Origin of the sequence: Luteimonas sp. TWI596 (genome assembly GCF_039674105.1) — a bacterium.
Classification (GTDB): domain Bacteria; phylum Pseudomonadota; class Gammaproteobacteria; order Xanthomonadales; family Xanthomonadaceae; genus Luteimonas.
In genome coordinates, this window is the sequence record NZ_JBDJMU010000003.1 from 15,631 (window position 1) to 35,225 (window position 19,595).

Consider the following 19,595-nt stretch of genomic DNA (forward strand, 5'->3'; position numbering starts at 1 on the left):
CAAACTGCGATGATGTGCGCTCGCACGAGGATGTTCCCATGCCCGCTTCCGCCGAACGCAGCCTGCGCCCTGTGACCCTGCCCGACGAATGGGCCCCCGAAAGCTGGCGCAGCCGTCCCGCTGCGCAGCTGCCCGTTTATCCCGATGCCGAGGCGCTGGGCGAAGTGCAGGCCGAACTGCGGGCGTTGCCACCGCTGGTGACCTCCTGGGAGATCCTGAGCCTGAAGCAGCAGTTGGCCGAAGCGCAGGACGGCCAGCGCTTCGTGCTGCAGGGGGGCGATTGCGCCGAGCACTTCGGCGACTGCACCTCGGAGATCATCTCCAACCGCCTGAAGGTGCTGCTGCAGATGAGTCTGGTGCTCGTGCACGGGATGCGTCTGCCGGTGGTGCGGGTCGGGCGGTTCGCGGGCCAGTACGCCAAACCGCGCTCGGCCGATACCGAGGTGCGCGATGGCGTCGCCCTGCCGAGCTATCGCGGCGACGTGGTCAACGCGCCGGCATTCACTGCGCAGGCGCGCACGCCCGATCCGCGCCGCATGATCAAGGCGCATGCGCGCTCGGCGATGACGATGAACTTCGTTCGCTCGTTGATCGACGGCGGTTTCGCCGACCTGCATCACCCCGAGTACTGGGGGCTGGATTGGGTGGGGCATTCGCCGCTGGCCGAGGAGTACCAGCGCATGGTCTCGGGGCTGGGCGATGCGGTGCGTTTCATGGAAACGCTGGCCGGTACCCAGGTGCACACGCTCAAGCGCGTCGATTTCTACACCTCGCACGAAGCGCTGCTGCTGCCCTACGAGGAGGCGCAGACGCGCCAGGTCCCGCGCCAGCGGGGCTGGTTCAATCTCAGCACGCATTTTCCGTGGATCGGCGTGCGCACCGCAGCGCTCGACGGCGCGCACGTCGAGTACTTCCGCGGTTTGCGCAATCCGATCGGGGTCAAGGTCGGCCCGACCTCGACCCCGGACGAGCTGTTGCGCTTGATCGACCTGCTCAATCCCGACGACGAGCCGGGGCGTCTGAGCCTGATCCACCGCATGGGCGCGACCAAGATCGCCGAGCGCTTGCCGGCGTTGCTGGACGCGGTCCAGCGCTCCGGCCGCCGCGTGCTGTGGATCTGCGACCCGATGCACGGCAATACCGAGTCGACCCGCAACGGCTTCAAGACCCGGCGGTTCGACAACATCCGCAGCGAGATCGAGCAGGCGTTCGATCTGCACGCCGCGGCCGGCACCCGCTTGGGCGGCGTGCACCTGGAGTTGACCGGCGAGGACGTCACCGAGTGCATGGGCGGTGCGCGTGCGCTGACCGAGATCGATCTGGAGCGCGCCTACAAGAGCCAGGTCGATCCGAGACTCAACTACGAGCAGGCGTTGGAGACGGCGATGCTGATCGTGCGCAAGCGCGCGCAGGTCGGCCGCGCGGTGGGGTGAGCTGCGTTGGCGGCTGCGTGAGTGCAGTATCCGCGTAGAGCGGCATCCCTAAAGGAGAGGCGGTTGCCGTCCGAAGAGCACCTCGGGCGTCATCGTCAGTCGCCCTGAGGGGGCGTGCTCAATGACGAGAAATCGGATTCGACTTCGACGAAGTCGTAGACACTCGCGGCAACTGCCGACCAGCAGGCTCGGCTCTGGACGGGCATCGGCCTGCCGGCCGGAAGCCGTTTTTCCCTCGGTCAAGGCCGCTTTGCGGCCCGGCCCGGCGCAGCGCGCCGTGCGTTCGTGCGGGCGCGCGGCAGTGCCGCGCAAGTAATCCCCACTCACCCTGCCTTGACTCGGGCGCGCGCCATCCATGGCGCGCTCGGCGCGACCACCGGCCGCCAGTCCGCTGCCGACGGCTTTCAGATCGTGCTTTCGTCAAGAACGAGCGCATTGCTTGCTTGAAAGAAGGGATGATCCCCGAGCCGCAGTGCGTTGTGCCGGCTGGGGGTTGCGCAGAGCGGGCCATGGATGGCCCGCGGCGGCGAGTCAGCCATGGATGGCTGCCGAGCCGAGGAGTAACCCCCGGCCGGCGCAACGCTGTTTCCGAAGTCGAGTGCGAGACGCGGCCGCAGCAATCAGTCCGCGCTGCGAGGTTGCTTCAGCCGCCCGCGCGTCGCCGGTACAGATCGCGCGCCAGTACAAGCACGATCAGCAGATTGAGCAGGAACACGCCCCAGGTCATCCAGTCGGGGTGGTGCCAGAGCGCGTAGATCTCGAACGGCAGATACGCGGCGGCGCCGATGACGCCCAGCCACGACGCCCAGGCGCGGTGCCACCACAGGCCCCAGCCTTCGAGCAGGCGCATGGCCGCGTAGATCAAAGCGACGGCAATCGCGATATGCAGTGTCTGCGGTGTGATTGCATCGAGCAGATCCATGCCGAAGCGATCGGCATCCGCGCCGAAGCGCGCGAGCACGCGTTCGACCTGGTGCTGCAGCGCGTCGGGCCCGATCGCCGCGAGGCCGGCGGCGATGACCAGGGCGATGGTGCCCTTGCCGGCCTCGAACAGGGCGATCGCACGCAGGCCGTTGTGGGGAGGTGTGATGTCGTCGGCCATCAAAACAGCGCGTCCTGGCGAGGCGGCGGGGGCAGGGAGGCGCCGGTCAGCGGCCAGCCGCCGAGCGCTTCGTAGCGACCGCCGGGATTGAACAGCAGTTCGAAGGTGTCGACCGTCAACGAGCCGATGTCGCAGTCTACGGCGTCGAGCCAGGGCTGCGCGTCGAGTCCCTTCGGCAGATAGGCCATCGTCACGTGCGGCTGGGTCGTCACCTGCGCCGGCGTGATGCCGCAGCGGCGGATCGCATCACGCGTCGCATCGCACAGCGCCTGCACGGCCAAGCAGCGGTGCGGCAAGGCCACGACGGCGCCGGACTGGCGCCAGTAGACGAGCCGCTGGAGGGTGAGCGTGTGCGGCGGGATGCGGGCTGCGGCAGCTGCGAACGCGTCCAGCAGTGCCGGCGTCGCAAGATGGCCTACGTCGTGGCCGATGAAGCAGAGCGTGGCATGCCACTGGTCGGCGCGCCGCAGTTGCAAAGAAGGCGCGCCCGATGGGCGCGCCTCCTGCAGGCGTTGCGACAGCGTCGCGAGCGCCGCCCGACCGCCGGCGCCGGGCCGCCACCCCGGGAACAGCGCCTGGCTCACGCGGCGCGGGAGGCGCGCTTGCGGTCGCTCTCGGTCAGCAGCTTCTTGCGCAGCCGGATTTCCTTCGGGGTGACTTCGACCAGCTCGTCGTCCTCGATGAAATCCAGAGCCTGCTCGAGCGAGTACTTCAGCGCCGGGGTCAGCTTGATCGCGTCGTCCTTGCCCGAGGCGCGGACGTTGGTCAGCGGCTTGCCCTTGATGACGTTGACCGTCAGGTCGTTGTCCTTGGAGTGGATGCCGACCAACTGGCCCTCGTAGACATTGTCGCCTTCGGCCGCGAACAGCCGGCCGCGTTCTTCCAGCGGGCCGAGCGAGTAGGCCGGCGTCATGCCCGGCGCATTGGCGATCATCACACCGTTGTTGCGCTTGGCGATCGGGCCGGTCTCCTTCGGGCCGTAGTGGTCGAAGACGTGGAACAGCAGGCCCGAGCCCTGGGTCAGGGTCTTGAACTCGTTCTGGAAACCGATCAGGCCGCGCGCCGGGATCATGTAGTCCAGGCGCACGCGGCCCTTGCCGTCGGGCTCCATGTTCTTGAGCTGGGCCTTGCGAGTGCCGAGCTTTTCCATCACGCCGCCCTGGTGCTGCTCCTCGATGTCCACCACGAGCTGCTCGACCGGCTCCATCAGCTGGCCGTCGATCTCCTTGATGATCACTTCCGGGCGCGACACGGCCAGCTCGTAGCCTTCGCGGCGCATGTTCTCGATCAGCACCGACAGGTGCAATTCGCCGCGGCCCGAGACCAGGAACTTGTCGGCGTCGGCGGTCTCCTCGACCTTCAGCGCGACGTTGTGCAGCGTTTCGCGCTCCAGGCGCTCGCGGATCTGGCGGCTGGTGATGAACTTGCCGCCGCTATGCTCCTTGCTGCCGGCGAACGGCGAGTTGTTGACCTGGAAGGTCATCGAAATCGTCGGTTCGTCGACGGTCAGCGCCGGCAGCGCCTCGGGGGTGTCGAGCGCGCAGACGGTGTCGGAGATCGACAGGTCCTGCACGCCGGCGATCGCGACGATGTCGCCGGCCTGCGCCTCCTCGACCTCCACGCGCTCCAGGCCCAGGAAGCCCAGCACCTGCACGACCTTGCCCTGGCGCTTCTTGCCTTCGCGGTCGACGACGCTCACCGGCATGTTCTTCTTCAGCTTGCCGCGTTGGATGCGGCCGATGCCGATCAGGCCCACGAAGTTGTTGTAGTCGAGCTGACTGATGCGCATCTGGAACGCGCCGTCGATGTCGACATCGGGGGCCGGCACGTGCTGCATGATCGCCTCGTAGAGCGGGGTCATGTCGCCCGAGCGGACGCTGTCGTCCAGGCTGGCGTAGCCGTGCAGCGCCGAGGCGTAGACGATCGGGAAGTCGAGCTGCTCGTTGGTCGCGCCGAGCTTGTCGAACAGGTCGAACACCTGGTCGATGACCCAGTCGGGGCGCGCGCCGGGGCGGTCGATCTTGTTGACGACGACGATCGGCTTGAAGCCCATCGCGAACGCCTTCTGGGTCACGAAGCGCGTCTGCGGCATCGGCCCGTCCATCGCGTCGACCAGGATCAGCACCGAGTCGACCATCGACAGCACGCGCTCGACCTCGCCGCCGAAATCGGCGTGCCCGGGGGTGTCGACGATGTTGATGCGGTTGCCCTGCCAGTTGATGGCGGTGTTCTTGGCCAGGATCGTGATGCCACGCTCCTTTTCCTGGTCGTTGCTGTCCATCACGCGCTCGGCGAGCACGGTGCGTTCGGACAGGGTGCCCGATTGCTTGAGCAGCTGGTCGACGAGGGTGGTCTTGCCGTGGTCGACGTGGGCGACGATGGCGATGTTGCGCAGGCGTTCGAGAGACATGGGCAAGGCCGCACCTGGCTTGGACCTGGCGCGCTAGGGCAGTGGAGGAAGCCGGCTATCATACCTTGTCGCGCGCCGCGCGCGACAGGCGGCTTGAAATCGGCCATTGGGGCCGCATCCAGCCTGTCGGACCACCCCAACCCAGGATTCCCGATGTCCCTGCACGCCGTATTCGATACCGACCGTGGCCAGATCCAGGTCGAGCTGTTCGCCGACAAGGCCCCGCTGACCGTCGCCAACTTCGTCAACCTGGCCAAGCGCGGCTTCTACGACGGGCTGAACTTCCACCGCGTCATCGCCGATTTCATGGTCCAGGGCGGCTGCCCCGAGGGTTCGGGCCGCGGCGGTCCGGGGTATCGTTTCGAAGATGAAACGAACAACGGCGTCAAGCATGAACGCGGCGTGCTGTCGATGGCCAATGCCGGGCCCAACACCAACGGCAGCCAGTTCTTCATCACCCACATCAAGACCGACTGGCTGGACGGCAAGCACACCGTGTTCGGCAAGGTGACCCAGGGCCTGGACGTGGTGGACGCGATCAAGCAGGGCGACGTCATCAAGTCGGTGAAGATCGAAGGCGACGCCGAGGCCGCGCTGGCCGCCAAGGCCGATCGCGTCGCGGAGTGGAACAAGACCCTCGCGGCGTGATGCAATCGGCAGGCCGGCGCATCGCCGGCCTGCCTGCTGCGAGGGACGCCATGACATCGTCTGTCCGCCTGCGATCCCTCGCGCTGCTGCCGGCCCTGCTGCTGGGCCTGGTCGCATGCGACCGCCCGTCCGACGGCGCGCAACTGGCCCCGTCCACCGGGTCTCCGGTGGCGCCGCAGCCTCAGGACCCGGCCTTCGAGCAGAGCCTGGAGGGCATCTGGCGTACCGGCAGTGCGCAGGGCGATGATGCGCAGACGGTCTACGCCATCGAGTACCAGGCGGGCTCCGGCCTGCGGATCCTGCGCGACGGTGCCTGGCTCGACGGCACGGTCGAGGACGTGGATCTCGACAATCAGACACTGGCCTTCCACATCGCGCGCGCATCCGGGCCCAGCGAGACCGCCACACTGCGCAAAGTGCGCGATCCGGCCGCCGGCGACGGCTTCACGCTGCGCCTGACCTGGGCGCAGGGGCAGGCCGAGGAGCTGGGCTTCGTGCGTCGCCTCACCCCGCGCGATCGCCAGGAGATCACGCTCGCCGTCTCGCAGGCCGACCAGGTGCCGGCGGTGGCCTGCGAGACCGACCCCGCCCAGGGCAGCCTGCGCGCGACGCTCGTTTGCAACCACGACGAATTCGCCGCGCTCGACCGCAACCTGCATGCGCAACTGGTCGAACTGTCGGCGCGCTACCCCGACGGCGACCGCACCGCGGCGGTGGTGGTCCAGCAACTCGACGCTTGCACCACGCCGGCCTGCCTGCGCGAGGTCTATGCGACGTGGCAGGCCTACTTCGACGAGAACTACGACCTGGGCGACGTGCTGGACTACCTGTAGGCGCCAACAGTCTCCCTCCCGACGCCCGCGCGCCGTGGTCAGGGCGGCGACGTGGCGCGGCCGGGACGGGGCGCCGTGATACCATTTCGCGCCGGAAAAACCGCTCTCCAGCCGCCGGCCAGCCCTCCCCGAACGAGGTTGTGCGATGCTCCAGCTCGCTGCGCGCACCGGTCGCGCCAAGCCCAGCGCCATCATGCAGGTCGCCGAGAAGGCCAAGCGTCTGAAGGCCGAGGGACGGGACATCATCAGTTTCTCGATCGGCGTGCCGAACTTCCTGCCCGGCCCGCACGTCTACGCCGCCGCGCGCGACGCGCTCGACCGCGACAGCGGCCAGTACGGCAGCAACCGCGGCGGCGATGCGCTGCTCGACGCCTTCATCGGCCACCTCGACCGGATCGGCCTGCCGGGCTATACGCGCGCCCATTGCGCCAGCGGCATCGGCGCCAAGCACATCCTCTACACGCTGGCCGAAGTGCTGCTGGACGAAGGCGATGGTTTCGCGTTCGCCACGCCGTACTGGACGACCTATCTCGACATCGCGCAGATCGTCGGCGCCGATATCCGGCTGCTGCCGTGCCCGCCGGAGCAGGACTACAAGCTGACCCCGGCCCAGCTCGACGCCGCGCTGGCGCAGCGGCCCAAGGTCTTCCTGTTCAACAACCCATCCAATCCGACCGGCTTGGTCTACAGCCAGGCCGAGATCGCCGCGCTGGCGGACGTGCTCGCACGCCATCCCGACACCTGGATCGTCACCGACGACATCTACAACGCGATGGTGTTCGACGGTATCGGCTATCACCACTTCGTGCAGGCCCGTCCCGAGTTGCGCGAGCGCACGATCTTCGTCGATTCGTTGTCCAAGACCTACGGCATGCCGGGCTGGCGCGTCGGCCTGCTGGCCGGCCCCGAGCGCGTGGCGACCGCCTTTGCGACGATGAACTCCAACCACATCACCAACGTGCCGGAGGTCGTGACCGCGGCCGCGGTCGCCGCGCTGTCCGGCCCTCAGGATGTGCCGACGGCCAAGTGCGCCGAATTCCAGGCGCGCCGCGACGTGGTGATGGCCGCGCTGGCGCAGATTCCGGGCGTCGTATGCCCCAAGCCTGCCGGGGCGTTCTACGTGTTTCCCGATGTCAGTGTCGCGTTCGGCAAGTCGCATGACGGCCTGCGCATCGAGAACGATGTCGACCTGTGCAATGCGCTGCTCCAGGCCAAGGGCGTGGCCTGCGTGCCCGGCTCGGCCTTCGGCGAGCCGCGGGCGTTGCGTATCAGCTATACCTGCCCGGAGGCGCAACTGGTGCCCGGGCTGACCCGCATCCGCGAGTTCTTCGCGGAATTGACCTGAGCCGACGGCGCCGCCGCCCGGTTCGTCCCCACCCACGTGACCGTTCGATTTGATACGAGAGGAATGACGATGAAGAAGCCCGTCCGTGTTGCCGTGACCGGCGCCGCCGGCCAGATCGGCTATGCGCTGCTGTTCCGGATCGCCTCCGGCGAGATGCTGGGCAAGGACCAGCCGGTGATCCTGCAGCTGCTCGAACTGCCGATCGACAAGGCGCAGGCCGCGCTCAAGGGCGTGATCATGGAGCTGGAGGACTGCGCGTTCCCGCTGCTGGCCGGTACCGTCGGGACCGACGATCCGGAGGTCGCGTTCAAGGACGCCGACATCGCGCTGCTGGTCGGTGCGCGTCCGCGCGGCCCGGGCATGGAGCGCAAGGACCTGCTGCTGGAAAACGCCAAGATCTTCACCGCGCAGGGCGCCGCGCTGAACAAGGTCGCCTCGCGCGACGTCAAGGTGCTGGTCGTCGGCAACCCGGCCAACACCAACGCCTATATCGCGATGAAGTCCGCCCCCGACCTGCCGGCCAAGAACTTCACCGCGATGCTGCGCCTGGACCACAACCGCGCGCTGAGCCAGCTCGCCACCAAGGCCGGCGTGGCCGTGGGCGAGATCGAGAAGCTGATCGTCTGGGGCAACCACAGCCCGACCATGTACCCCGACTACCGCTTCGCGACCGTCGGCGGCGCCTCGCTGAAGGACAAGATCGGCGACGATGCCTGGAACGCCGACACCTTCATCCCGCAGGTCGGCAAGCGCGGCGCGGCGATCATCGAGGCGCGTGGCCTGTCGTCGGCCGCGTCGGCCGCCAATGCCGCCATCGACCACGTGCGCGACTGGGTGCTCGGCTCGAACGGCAAGTGGACCACGATGGGCATCCCGTCGGACGGCTCGTACGGCATCCCCGAGGGCGTGATCTTCGGCTTCCCGGTGACCACCGAGAACGGCGCGTACACGATCGTTCGCGACCTGCCGATCGACGACTTCAGCCAGAAGGCCATCGACAAGACCCTGGCCGAGCTCGAGGAAGAGCGTTCGGGCGTTGCGCACTTGCTGGGCTGACCGGCACCGCGTTCGCCTCGCAAGGCCGGCCCTCGGGCCGGCCTTGTCGTCTCCGCCGCAGCGCGAGCCAGACGGCCGCCAGGCCCTGATGCGCGCGCGTACTAGACCAACGTCGTAGCGCGGTCGGTGCACCGCACGGACTAGCCTTCAGGCTCCTCCCATCCGAAGGCAGGGCCATGCGTTACGACGAGTTCCATCGCCGCTCCATCGAAGATCCTGAAGGGTTCTGGGGCGAGCAGGCGCAGGCGATCCACTGGCACAAGGCGCCCGAGCGAATCCTCGACGATTCCAAGCCGCCGTTTCGCAAGTGGTTCGTCGGTGGCCTGACCAATCTCTGCTACAACGCGGTCGACCGCCATCTCGAGACCGGCGGCGACCGCCTCGCGCTGGTCGCGATCTCGAGCGAAACGGGGCAAACGCGCGAGCTCACCTACCGCCAGCTGCACCGCGAGGTCGTCGACTTCGCCGCGGTCCTGGTCGCACTCGGCGTCGGGCGCGGCGACCGCGTGGTGATCTACATGCCCAACATGGCCGAGGCGGTGTTCGCGATGCTCGCCTGCGCGCGGATCGGCGCGGTGCATTCGGTGGTCTTCGGCGGCTTCGCCGCGCACAACCTGGCGCTGCGCATCGACGACGCCAAGCCCGCGCTGCTGATCGCGGCCGATGCCGGCAGCCGTGGTGGCAAGGTCATCCCCTACAAGCCATTGGTGGATGCGGCGCTGGCGCAAGCGACCTCGCCGCCGCCGCGCGTGCTGATCGTCGACCGCGGGCTTGCGCCCGGCGGGGCGCGGGTCGAGGGACGCGACGTCGACTACGCCACGCTGCGCGCCGCGCATGCCGGCAGCGACGTGCCGGTCGAATGGCTGGAGTCCAACGAACCCAGTTACCTGCTCTACACCTCGGGCACGACCGGCAAGCCCAAGGGCGTGCAGCGCGACGTCGGCGGCTACGCGGTTGCGATGGCGCTGTCGATGTGGGCGATCTACGACGTGCGTCCGGGCCAGGCGATGTTCTCGACCTCCGACGTCGGCTGGGCGGTCGGCCACTCCTACAACGTCTATGGCCCGCTGATCGCAGGTGCCACCGCGATCCTCTACGAAGGCCTGCCGACGGCACCCGATGCCGGCATCTGGTGGAAGATCTGCGCCGACTATGGCGTGCGCACGATGTTCTCCTCGCCGACCGCGATCCGCGTGCTGAAAAAGCAGGATCCGAAGTTCCTGCGCCAGTACGACCTGTCGGCGCTGCGGTATCTGTTTCTGGCCGGCGAGCCGCTCGACGAGCCGACCGCGACCTGGATCAACGCGGGCCTGGGCGACACGACGATCATCGACAACTACTGGCAGACCGAGACTGGTTGGCCGGTTCTGGCGCTGATGCCCGGGGTCGAGCTGAAGCCGGTGAAATTCGGCTCGCCCGGACTGCCGACACCGGGCTACGACCTGCGCGTGATCGACGAGGCGACCGGCGAGCGCGTGCCGCCGGGCACCAAGGGCGTGCTGGTGATCCAGCCGCCGTTGCCGCCGGGCTGCATGACCACGGTGTGGAACGACGATGCGCGGTTTTTGTCGAGCTACTTCTCGCACTTCAAGGCGCTGGTCTACAGCTCGTTGGACTGGGCGATCCAGGACGAGGACGGCTACACCTTCATCCTCGGGCGCACCGACGACGTCATCAACGTCGCCGGCCATCGCCTGGGCGCGCGCGAGATCGAGGAGTCGGTGGCCAGCCATCCGGCCGTCGCCGAGGCTGCGGTGATCGGCGTGGCCGACGAGATCAAGGGGCAGGTGCCGATCGTGTTCGCGACGCTCAAGCAGGCCGCGTCCGACCCCCAGGCCCAGCATGCCACCGCCGGAGAGATGATGCGCACGGTCGCCGATCAGCTCGGCGCGGTGGCGCGGCCCGCACGGGTGTACGTGGTCGGTGCGCTGCCGAAGACGCGTTCGGGCAAGCTGCTGCGGCGCTCGTTGCAGGCCCTGGCCGAATCACGCGACCCCGGCGACCTGTCGACGCTGGACGACCCGAACGCGCTGGAGGAGGTGCGCCGGGTGCTCGCGCGCGGCGCCGATGCCGGATAAGCGTGGCCGCGCCCTTGCGTTGACGTCGACGCGACCCGTGGCGCGCGGCCGGGGCCAGCCCCGGCTGCCGCGCGCTCACTCCGGCTCGACGCCGGTGTAGCGCGCGCGGGGCCGGATCAGCCGGCCCAGCGCCTGCTGTTCCAGCGCGTGCGCCAGCCAGCCCGATAGCCGCCCGGCCGCGAACATCGCCAGCGCCGGCGTCGCCGGCAGGTCGTGGACGAAGCAGATCGCCGCCAGCATGCCGTCGATATTGGGCGGTCGGCCGCTGGTCTCGGCGGCCGCGGCGATGACGGTCTCGACCTGACGCATCCGCGGCGTGTCGCCGAGCGTGGCGCGCAGTCGCGCCAGCACATGCGCCGCGCGCGGGTCGCCCTCGGGATAGAGCACGTGGTGGAAGCCGGGCAGGTCGTCGCCGCGCTGCCAGCGCTCGGCGATGTAGCCGGCGGGCGAGGGCGCATCGCAGGCTTCCCGGATCAGCGCATGCGCACGCGCGGTCGCGCCGCCATGGCGCGGTCCCGACAGGGCGGCCAGACCCGCGCAGACCGTCGCGTGCAGGTGCGCGCCGGTGGACGCGACCACGCGCGCGGCGAAGGCCGAGACGTTGAGTTCGTGATCTGCGCACAGCACCAGGGCGGTCCGGACCAGATCCGCGAAGGCCGCATCGCCCGGGCGCCAGGCCTCGGCGAGCACCACGTGGACGGGCTGCGCATCGGGCTGGCCTGCGACCAGCAGCGCCGCGTTCTGTCGCAGCAGCGTCGCCGCGATGCCACGTTTGGCGGCCGGCGCGGCGCTCAGGGAGTGGCGCAGGTCGGGCGCGAGCAGTGGCAGGACCGCCATCGCGCGTTCGATCGGCGGCAGGGTGGCATCGCCGGCGATCGTCGCGACCCGCGCCGGCCAGGGGTCGACGGCGGCATCGAACGGGTCGCTGTCGCCGCAGTCCCACAGCAGCCGCGCCGTGTCCTCGAGCGTCGCCCCGGCCTCGACCATCGCCACCGCCGAGCGCCCCCGGTAGTAGGGGCTGTCGGGCCGGATCAGCGAGATCCGCGTCTCCATGACCGGCAGGCCGCGGTCGAGGCTCTGCGCCGCGCCGCGGGCCGCGCCGCGCCCGGCGCGCTTGCGCTGGCGCAGGCGCTCCACGTCCTGGCGCAGATAGACGCGGCTGCGATGGTCCGGCCCCGGACGCGATTCCAGCAGGCCGCGGCTGACGTAGGCGTACAGGGTCGCGGTGCTGATGCCGAGTGCCGCGCAGGCCTCGGCGGCGGACATCAGATCGCCATCGTTCGCATTCACTGTAAATTCCGATGTATTGATTGATTCGATCAAGATTGATCAACCATTCGTACAGTGACACATTGCGCGTCACCGCGGTACACCGCAGTCCCGGAGTCGCATCGATGAGCACCCTGTCCGCTGGCGCCCGGTTCCGCGCCGCCCTCGCCGCCGAGTCGCCGTTGCAGGTGATCGGCGCGATCAACGCCAACCATGCGCTGCTCGCCCAGCGCGCCGGGTTCCAGGCGATCTATCTGTCGGGCGGCGGCGTCGCCGCCGGTTCGCTGGGACTGCCGGACCTGGGCATCAACACGCTCGAGGACGTGCTGATCGACGTGCGCCGGATCACCGACGTCTGCGATCTGCCGTTGCTCGTCGACATCGACACCGGGTTCGGGCCGAGCGCCTTCAACATCGAGCGCACGGTCAAGTCGCTGATCAAGGCTGGCGCTGCGGCCTGCCATATCGAGGACCAGGTGGGCGCCAAGCGCTGCGGCCATCGGCCGGGCAAGGAGATCGTGTCGCAGGGCGAAATGGTCGATCGGGTCAAGGCGGCGGCCGATGCCAAGACCGATCCCGATTTCTTCCTGATCGCGCGCACCGATGCGATCCAGGTCGACGGCGTGGATGCCGCGATCGAACGCGCAATCGCCTGCGTGGAGGCTGGCGCCGATGGCATCTTCGCCGAGGCGGCCTATGACCTCGACACCTACCGCCGGTTCGTCGATGCGGTGCAGGTGCCGGTGCTGGCCAATATCACCGAGTTCGGCAAGACGCCGCTGTTCACCCGCGACGAGTTGGCATCGGCGGGGGTGGCGATCCAGTTGTTCCCGCTGTCGGCGTTCCGCGCCGCCAACAAGGCGGCCGAGCTGGTCTATACCGCCGTGCGCCGTGATGGCCACCAGCAGAATGTCGTCGATGCGATGCAGACCCGCGAGGAGCTTTACGAGCGCATCGGTTACCACGCCTTCGAACAAAGGCTCGACGCGCTGTTCGCGGCAAATAAGTAGGTACCTGCCCAATGTCCTGCTGCGCTTGCCGGCTGGCGCGCGTACGGTGCTCGGAATGCGCACGTACCGCTCGTACGCTGCGCTTCCTGCGCCCCGCCACGCGCCACCCGCCTGCGCTCGCGACGGACTTTGAACAGGTTCCACGCGACTCCATCCAGGCATTCACCGGAGATCCCAGATGAGCGAGACCACTGCCACCACCGCCCCCGGCTTCAAGCCGAAGAAGTCCGTCGCGTTGAGCGGCACGGCCGCCGGCAATACCGCGCTGTGCACCGTCGGCCGCAGCGGCAACGACCTGCACTACCGCGGCTACGACATCCTCGATCTCGCGCGCACCAGCGAGTTCGAAGAGATCGCCTATCTGCTGGTCCACGGCAAGCTGCCCAACGAGGCCGAGCTGCGCGGCTACAAGGCCAAGCTCAAGTCGCTGCGCGGCCTGCCGGCGGCGGTCAAGGCGGCGCTGGAAGAGCTGCCGCCCTCCGCGCATCCGATGGATGTCATGCGCACCGGCGTGTCGGTGCTCGGTTGCGTGCTGCCCGAATCGGCAGACCACAACCATCCGGGCGCGCGCGACATCGCCGACAAGCTGATGGCCAGCCTCGGCTCGATGCTGCTGTACTGGTACCACTGGAGCCACAACGGCCGGGTCATCGACGTGGAGACCGACGACGACTCGATCGGCGGGCATTTCCTGCATCTGCTGCACGGCGTCCCGCCGCGCGAGTCGTGGGTCCGGGCGATGCACACCTCGCTGATCCTCTACGCCGAGCACGAGTTCAATGCCTCGACGTTCGCCAGCCGCGTGATCGCAGGCACCGGCAGCGACCTGTATTCGTGTATCGCCGGCGGCATCGGCGCGCTGCGCGGTCCCAAGCACGGCGGTGCCAACGAAGTCGCCTTCGAAGTGCAGAAGCGCTACGACACGCCCGACGAGGCCGAGGCCGACATCCGCGCGCGCGTGGAGAAGAAGGAAGTGATCATCGGCTTCGGCCACCCGGTCTACACCGTCAGCGATCCGCGCAACGTGGTCATCAAGGACGTCGCGCGGGAACTGTCCGACGAGGTCGGCAGCCGCAAGATGTACGACATCGCCGAGCGCCTGGAGACGGTGATGTGGGACATCAAGAAGATGTTCCCCAACCTCGACTGGTTCAGCGCGGTGAGCTACCACATGATGGGCGTGCCGACGGCGATGTTCACCCCGCTGTTCGTCATCGCCCGCACCGCCGGCTGGAGTGCGCACGTCATCGAACAGCGCATCGACGGCAAGATCATCCGTCCCAGCGCGCACTACACCGGTCCGGAGGACCAGCCGTTCGTGCCGCTCGCCGAGCGCAGTTGAGCCCACGCTGCGTCGCTCCCCGCGCCTGTGGGGACCGACGCGTCCGTTCTTTCGAGAAGTCCTCAAGCCAGCCATGAACAGCCAGCACCGCAAGCCCCTTCCCGGTACCGATCTCGACTGGTTCGACGCGCGCGCCGCCGTTGAAGCGCTCGTCCCCGGCGCCTTCGATCGCATGTCCTACACCGCGCGCGTGCACGCCGAGAACCTCGTACGGCGCTGCGATCCGGCGCTGCTCGACGATGCGCTGCGGCAGCTGATCGAGCTGCGTCGCGATCTCGACTTCCCGTGGTATCCGGCGCGCGTGGTCTGTCACGACATCCTCGGCCAGACCGCGCTGGTGGACCTGGCCGGTCTGCGCGATGCGATCGCCGAGCAGGGCGGCGACCCGGCCAAGGTCAATCCGGTGGTGCCGGTGCAGCTGATCGTCGACCATTCGCTGGCAGTGGAGTGCGGCGGCTCCGATCCCGATGCATTCGCCAAGAACCGGGCGATCGAGGATCGGCGCAATGCCGACCGCTTCGACTTCATCGACTGGACCAAGCGCGCGTTCCGCAACGTCGAGGTGATCCCACCGGGCAACGGGATCATGCACCAGATCAACCTGGAGAAGATGTCGCCGGTGATCTACACCCAACAGGCCGTCCAGGGGCGCGGCGTCGCGTTTCCCGACACCTGTGTCGGCACCGACAGCCACACCCCGCATGTCGACGCGCTGGGAGTCATCGCGATCGGTGTCGGCGGCCTGGAGGCGGAGAACGTGATGCTCGGGCGCGCGTCGTGGATGCGCACGCCCGAGATCGTCGGCGTGGAGCTGGCGGGTCGGCCCGGTCCGGGCATCACCGCGACCGACGTGGTGCTGGCGCTGACCGAGTTCCTGCGCAAGTCGAAGGTGGTCGGCGCGTATCTGGAGTTCCGCGGCCCGGGCGCGGCCGCATTGACCATCGGCGATCGCGCGACGATCTCCAACATGGCGCCCGAGTACGGCGCAACCGCGGCGATGTTCTTCATCGATGACAACACGCTCGACTATCTGCGCCTGACCGGCCGCGACGACGCCCAGGTGCAGTTGGTGGAGACCTATGCCAAGGCAGCTGGCCTGTGGGCCGATGCGCTCGACGGCGCGCAGTACGAGCGCACGCTGCACTTCGACCTGTCGAGCGTCGTGCGCAACATGGCCGGCCCTTCGAATCCGCACAAACGGGTCGCGACCCGCGACCTCGTCGCCAGCGGCATCGCCGGCGCGTGGGAGATGCCCTCCGACGGCACGATGCCCGATGGCGCGGTGATCATCGCCGCGATCACCAGTTGCACCAACACCTCCAACCCGCGCAACGTGATCGCCGCCGGCCTGCTGGCGCGCAACGCGAACGCGCGCGGTCTGCTGCGCAAGCCGTGGGTCAAGACGTCGCTGGCGCCCGGGTCGAAGGCGGTCGAGCTGTATCTGCGCGAGAGTGGCCTGCTGCCCGAACTCGAGCAACTGGGCTTTGGCATCGTCGCGTTCGCCTGCACCACCTGCAACGGCATGAGCGGCGCGCTGGACCCGGCGATCCAGCAGGAGATCATCGACCGCGACCTCTACGCCACTGCGGTGCTCAGCGGCAACCGCAACTTCGACGGCCGCATCCATCCCTACGCCAAGCAGGCGTTCCTGGCCTCGCCGCCGTTGGTGATCGCCTATGCGATCGCCGGTACAGTGCGCTTCGACATCGAACAGGACGTGCTGGGGATCGATGCCGACGGCAACGCGGTCACGCTCAAGGACATCTGGCCCTGTGATGCGGAGATCGACGCGGTGGTCAAGGCCAGCGTCAAGCCCGAGCAGTTCCGCAGCGTCTACGGCCCGATGTTCAAGCTGCACGTCGATACCGGCGAGCGCGTCGCGCCGCTGTACGACTGGCGGCCGATGAGCACCTACATCCGGCGCCCGCCGTACTGGGAAGGCGCATTGGCCGGCGAGCGTACGCTGCGCGGCATGCGTCCGTTGGCGGTCCTGGGCGACAACATCACCACCGATCACCTGTCGCCGTCCAACGCCATCCTGGCCAGCAGTGCGGCCGGCGAGTACCTGGCGAAGATGGGCGTGCCGGAGGAGGACTTCAATTCCTACGCCACCCACCGCGGCGATCACCTGACCGCGCAGCGGGCGACCTTCGCCAATCCCAAGCTGGTCAACGAGATGGCCGTCGTCGATGGCCAGGTCAAGCAGGGCTCGCTGGCGCGGATCGAACCCGAGGGCCAGGTCGTGCGCATGTGGGAGGCGATCGAGACCTACATGGCGCGGCGCCAGCCGCTGATCATCGTGGCCGGCGCCGACTACGGCCAGGGCAGCTCGCGCGACTGGGCCGCCAAGGGCGTCCGCCTGGCCGGTGTGGAGGCGATCGTGGCCGAAGGCTTCGAGCGCATCCACCGCACCAACCTGATCGGCATGGGCGTGCTGCCATTGGAATTCGAGCCCGGGACCACGCGCCTGACGCTGGGCATCGATGGCACCGAGACCTTCGATGTGATCGGCGAGCGCACCCCGCGCGCGATGCTGACCCTGGCGATCCACCGCAAGGACGGCACGCAGCTCGCGGTCCCGGTGATCTGTCGTCTCGACACCGCCGAAGAAGTCTCGATCTACGAGGCCGGCGGCGTGCTGCAGCGCTTCGCGCAGGATTTCTTGGAGTCGTCAAAGGTCGCATGATCTGAGCCCCTCTCCCCTGGCGGGACTACGTGCCCGCCGGGGTAGAGGGGTTGGGGAGCGGGGGAGTGGATCAACGCGCATTTGCCAAGACGCTGCGTCGAAACATGACCGGAGCCGAGCTCGTGCTCTGGCGTCATCTGCGCGCCCACCGATTCGATGGACAGAAGGTCAGACGCCAGCAGCCGATCGGTCCTTACGTTGTCGACTTCGTGCATTTCGGTGCGCGTCCGATCATCGAGGCCGATGGCGGACAGCACGTCGAATCACCGAAAGACGCAGTTCGCGACGCGTGGTTGAATGAGCAGGGCTTCCAGGTGCTGCGCTTCTGGAATGACGACATCCTCAAGCGTCCGAGTCGGTGTTCGAAGCGATTTGGAATGCGGTGCGGGAAGCCCCCCCTCTCCCCCGGCTCCTCTCCCACAAGGAGAGAGGGGAGACAAGCGCAATCCGATTCCTTTCCCGTGAGCGGGAGAGGCAACAGAAGCAGAGCGAGTGAATGACATGACCGACGCCCCGCAACTCCGCATTCCCGCCACCTACATGCGCGGCGGCACGTCCAAGGGCGTGTTCTTCCGGCTCCAGGACCTGCCGGCCGCGGCGCAGGTGCCGGGCGCGGCGCGCGATGCGCTGCTGATGCGCGTGATCGGGTCTCCCGATCCGTATGCCAAGCACACCGACGGCATGGGCGGCGCCACGTCGTCGACCAGCAAGTGCGTGATCATCGCCAAGTCCACGCAGCCCGGTCACGACGTCGACTATCTGTACGGCCAGGTGGCGATCGACACTGCGTTCGTCGACTGGAGCGGCAACTGCGGCAATCTGAGCACGGCGGTCGGTCCGTTCGCGATCGCCAACGGCTTCGTCGATCCTGCGCGCATCCCCGAGGACGGTACCGTCGCGGTGCGCGTGTGGCAGGCCAACATCGGCAAGACCATCGTGGTCCACGTGCCGGTGGCAGGGGGCCAGGTGCAGGAGACCGGCGATTTCGAACTCGACGGGGTGACGTTCCCGTCCGCGGAGATCGTGCTGGAGTTCGTCGATCCTGCCGACGAAGGCGAGGGCGGCGGTGCGATGTTCCCGACCGGCCATCTCGTCGACGACCTCGAAGTGCCAGGTGTCGGGACGCTGCGCGCGACGATGATCAATGCCGGTATCCCGACGATCTTCATCGACGCCGCGGCGATCGGCTACACCGGCAGCGAACTGCAGGACGCGATCAACGGCGATGCGAAGGCGCTGGCGAGGTTCGAGACGATCCGCGCGCACGGCGCGCTGCGCATGGGGCTCATCGGCGATCTCGCCGAGGCGTCCAAGCGCCAGCACACGCCGAAGGTCGCATTCGTGGCGCCGCCGCACGATCACGTGGTGTCGAGCGGCAAGGCGATCGCCACGGGGGACATCGACCTGCTGGTGCGCGCGCTGTCGATGGGCAAGCTGCATCACGCGATGATGGGCACGGCCGCCGTCGCCATCGCCACGGCGGCCGCGATTCCCGGCACGCTGGTCAGCGACGCGGCCGGCGGCGGGGCGCGCACGTCGGTGCGCTTCGGACATCCGTCGGGCACGCTGCGGGTCGGTGCCGAAGCGGTGCAGGTCGACGGCCGCTGGACGGTGGCCCGGGCGATCATGTCGCGCTCGGCGCGCGTGCTGATGGAAGGCGCGGTCCGCGTGCCTGCCGACACGCTGCCCGGCTGAGGCCGGGCAGCGCCGTGCCGGGGGCTACAGGATGCCTTCGGCTGCCATCGCTGCGCGCACGCCCGGATCGGCCAGCATCCGCGCATCGAAAGCGTGCAGATGGTCGAGGCCGCCCAGGTCCAGTTTCAGGCGCTTGGCCCACTGCAGGGTCACGAACAGGTAGGGGTCGGCGATCGAGCGGGCGCCGACGAGGAAGTCGCGGCCTGCCAGCTGCGCGTCGAGGCGTTCATACAGGCCGCGGACCTTCCCCATGGCCTGCTTGCGCGTGCGGTCGATCGCGTCGGGATCTTCGAGGTACTTGGTACTGCCGAACAGCGGGTGGAACGCAGGATGCAGGTCGGCATTGAGCAGCCCGAGCCAGCGATTGACCTCGGCCCGGCCTTCTGGCGTGCCATCTCCACCGAGCCCGGCTTGCGGAAAGCGGTCGGCCAGATAGTTCAGGATCGCCGCGTTCTGGGTCAGCGCCCAGTCGCCGTCGACCAGCACCGGGACCGCACCGGCGGGATTGAGCGCCAGGAACGGCGGCGCTTTCATTGTCGTCGCGTCGACGACACGTACCTCGAACGGTGCACCGATCCAGCGCAGCGCGATGTGGTCGGCCAGCGAACAGGCGCCGGGCTTGGTGTAGAGCGTGAGCATGCAGCCTCCGGACTCGGGACGGGCGGCCATCATGCGCCCGGCGCGAGCT

General features: G+C 68.4%; 16 protein-coding genes. 11 read left to right on the forward strand and 5 right to left on the reverse strand.

Translation table 11 applies throughout. The features are described from left to right. The first annotated feature begins 38 nt into the window (after positions 1-38). Positions 39-1,433, forward strand: a complete 1,395-nt coding sequence (locus ABE487_RS02830) for a 3-deoxy-7-phosphoheptulonate synthase class II (protein WP_346443283.1) — start codon at positions 39-41, stop codon at positions 1,431-1,433. Positions 1,434-2,076: 643 nt separating this feature from the next. Here the strand turns inward: ABE487_RS02830 and ABE487_RS02835 are convergent. The 3 genes from ABE487_RS02835 to typA are packed head-to-tail and all read right to left on the reverse strand — an operon-like array spanning position 2,077 to position 4,945. Continuing rightward, positions 2,077-2,535, reverse strand: a complete 459-nt coding sequence (locus tag ABE487_RS02835) for a DUF2127 domain-containing protein (RefSeq protein WP_346443282.1) — start codon at positions 2,533-2,535, stop codon at positions 2,077-2,079. Further along, positions 2,535-3,119: a 2'-5' RNA ligase family protein gene (locus ABE487_RS02840; RefSeq protein ID WP_346443280.1), complete on the reverse strand. Its 585-nt coding sequence runs from the start codon at positions 3,117-3,119 to the stop codon at positions 2,535-2,537. Before ABE487_RS02840 ends, ABE487_RS02835 begins: the two co-directional genes overlap by 1 nt. Beyond that, positions 3,116-4,945 (reverse strand): translational GTPase TypA, encoded by a 1,830-nt coding sequence (gene typA / locus ABE487_RS02845; protein ID WP_346443278.1) that lies wholly within the window; start codon positions 4,943-4,945, stop codon positions 3,116-3,118. The genes ABE487_RS02840 and typA overlap by 4 nt, the downstream gene beginning before the upstream one ends. 153 nt (positions 4,946-5,098) lie before the next feature. On the opposite strand from typA, the gene ABE487_RS02850 reads away from it, so the two are divergent. The 5 genes from ABE487_RS02850 (at position 5,099) to prpE (ending at position 10,905) form a co-directional block, all read left to right on the forward strand. Further along, positions 5,099-5,593, forward strand: coding sequence for a peptidylprolyl isomerase (locus tag ABE487_RS02850; RefSeq protein WP_346443276.1), 495 nt, complete (start codon positions 5,099-5,101; stop codon positions 5,591-5,593). Between the two features lie 50 nt (positions 5,594-5,643). Continuing rightward, positions 5,644-6,426: a hypothetical protein gene (locus ABE487_RS02855; RefSeq protein ID WP_346451011.1), complete on the forward strand. Its 783-nt coding sequence runs from the start codon at positions 5,644-5,646 to the stop codon at positions 6,424-6,426. A gap of 145 nt (positions 6,427-6,571) precedes the next feature. Next, positions 6,572-7,771: an aminotransferase class I/II-fold pyridoxal phosphate-dependent enzyme gene (locus tag ABE487_RS02860; protein ID WP_346451013.1), complete on the forward strand. Its 1,200-nt coding sequence runs from the start codon at positions 6,572-6,574 to the stop codon at positions 7,769-7,771. A 69-nt stretch (positions 7,772-7,840) separates the two neighbouring features. After that, entirely contained in the window at positions 7,841-8,827 is a 987-nt protein-coding gene (locus ABE487_RS02865; RefSeq protein WP_346443270.1) for a malate dehydrogenase, read from the forward strand. 176 nt (positions 8,828-9,003) lie between these two features. Next, the gene (prpE, locus tag ABE487_RS02870; RefSeq protein ID WP_346451014.1) at positions 9,004-10,905 is read left to right on the forward strand and encodes a propionate--CoA ligase; all 1,902 of its coding nucleotides are present in this window, start codon (positions 9,004-9,006) and stop codon (positions 10,903-10,905) included. Between the two features lie 75 nt (positions 10,906-10,980). Here the strand turns inward: prpE and ABE487_RS02875 are convergent, their stop codons facing one another. Continuing rightward, complete coding sequence (locus ABE487_RS02875; protein ID WP_346451016.1) at positions 10,981-12,171, reverse strand: citrate synthase family protein; 1,191 nt, start codon at positions 12,169-12,171, stop codon at positions 10,981-10,983. A 128-nt stretch (positions 12,172-12,299) separates the two neighbouring features. Between ABE487_RS02875 and prpB the strand changes: the two genes are divergently transcribed. The 5 genes from prpB (at position 12,300) to prpF (ending at position 18,907) form a co-directional block, all read left to right on the forward strand. Then, the gene (prpB, locus tag ABE487_RS02880) at positions 12,300-13,184 is read left to right on the forward strand and encodes a methylisocitrate lyase (protein ID WP_346446823.1); all 885 of its coding nucleotides are present in this window, start codon (positions 12,300-12,302) and stop codon (positions 13,182-13,184) included. A gap of 178 nt (positions 13,185-13,362) precedes the next feature. Next, positions 13,363-14,526 (forward strand): 2-methylcitrate synthase, encoded by a 1,164-nt coding sequence (gene prpC / locus ABE487_RS02885; RefSeq protein ID WP_346451017.1) that lies wholly within the window; start codon positions 13,363-13,365, stop codon positions 14,524-14,526. Positions 14,527-14,599: 73 nt separating this feature from the next. Beyond that, on the forward strand, positions 14,600-17,212 hold the full coding sequence (gene acnD / locus ABE487_RS02890) for a Fe/S-dependent 2-methylisocitrate dehydratase AcnD (protein WP_346451018.1): 2,613 nt from the start codon (positions 14,600-14,602) through the stop codon (positions 17,210-17,212). Between the two features lie 104 nt (positions 17,213-17,316). Beyond that, positions 17,317-17,712 carry a DUF559 domain-containing protein gene (locus ABE487_RS02895; RefSeq protein ID WP_346451111.1) on the forward strand — a complete coding sequence of 132 codons (396 nt, stop codon included), beginning with the start codon at positions 17,317-17,319 and terminating at the stop codon, positions 17,710-17,712. A 1-nt stretch (position 17,713) separates the two neighbouring features. Further along, on the forward strand, positions 17,714-18,907 hold the full coding sequence (prpF, locus tag ABE487_RS02900; protein WP_346451020.1) for a 2-methylaconitate cis-trans isomerase PrpF: 1,194 nt from the start codon (positions 17,714-17,716) through the stop codon (positions 18,905-18,907). A gap of 24 nt (positions 18,908-18,931) precedes the next feature. Here prpF and ABE487_RS02905 read toward each other — a convergent pair whose 3' ends face one another. Further along, positions 18,932-19,546 (reverse strand): glutathione S-transferase N-terminal domain-containing protein, encoded by a 615-nt coding sequence (locus ABE487_RS02905; protein ID WP_346446818.1) that lies wholly within the window; start codon positions 19,544-19,546, stop codon positions 18,932-18,934. Between the last annotated feature and the right edge of the window lie 49 nt (positions 19,547-19,595).

What these genes read in the sequence shown, in the direction of transcription:
- ABE487_RS02830 (WP_346443283.1), top strand. Translation starts at nt 39, where the DNA reads ATGCCCGCTTCCGCCGAACGCAGCCTGCGCCCTGTGACCCTGCCCGAC.
- typA (WP_346443278.1), bottom strand. Translation starts at nt 4,945, where the DNA reads ATGTCTCTCGAACGCCTGCGCAACATCGCCATCGTCGCCCACGTCGAC.
- ABE487_RS02855 (WP_346451011.1), top strand. Translation starts at nt 5,644, where the DNA reads ATGACATCGTCTGTCCGCCTGCGATCCCTCGCGCTGCTGCCGGCCCTG.
- acnD (WP_346451018.1), top strand. Translation starts at nt 14,600, where the DNA reads ATGAACAGCCAGCACCGCAAGCCCCTTCCCGGTACCGATCTCGACTGG.
- ABE487_RS02865 (WP_346443270.1), top strand. Translation starts at nt 7,841, where the DNA reads ATGAAGAAGCCCGTCCGTGTTGCCGTGACCGGCGCCGCCGGCCAGATC.
- prpE (WP_346451014.1), top strand. Translation starts at nt 9,004, where the DNA reads ATGCGTTACGACGAGTTCCATCGCCGCTCCATCGAAGATCCTGAAGGG.
- prpF (WP_346451020.1), top strand. Translation starts at nt 17,714, where the DNA reads ATGACCGACGCCCCGCAACTCCGCATTCCCGCCACCTACATGCGCGGC.
- ABE487_RS02860 (WP_346451013.1), top strand. Translation starts at nt 6,572, where the DNA reads ATGCTCCAGCTCGCTGCGCGCACCGGTCGCGCCAAGCCCAGCGCCATC.
- ABE487_RS02905 (WP_346446818.1), bottom strand. Translation starts at nt 19,546, where the DNA reads ATGCTCACGCTCTACACCAAGCCCGGCGCCTGTTCGCTGGCCGACCAC.
- ABE487_RS02875 (WP_346451016.1), bottom strand. Translation starts at nt 12,171, where the DNA reads ATGTCCGCCGCCGAGGCCTGCGCGGCACTCGGCATCAGCACCGCGACC.
- ABE487_RS02835 (WP_346443282.1), bottom strand. Translation starts at nt 2,535, where the DNA reads ATGGCCGACGACATCACACCTCCCCACAACGGCCTGCGTGCGATCGCC.
- ABE487_RS02850 (WP_346443276.1), top strand. Translation starts at nt 5,099, where the DNA reads ATGTCCCTGCACGCCGTATTCGATACCGACCGTGGCCAGATCCAGGTC.
- ABE487_RS02895 (WP_346451111.1), top strand. Translation starts at nt 17,317, where the DNA reads ATGACCGGAGCCGAGCTCGTGCTCTGGCGTCATCTGCGCGCCCACCGA.
- prpC (WP_346451017.1), top strand. Translation starts at nt 13,363, where the DNA reads ATGAGCGAGACCACTGCCACCACCGCCCCCGGCTTCAAGCCGAAGAAG.
- prpB (WP_346446823.1), top strand. Translation starts at nt 12,300, where the DNA reads ATGAGCACCCTGTCCGCTGGCGCCCGGTTCCGCGCCGCCCTCGCCGCC.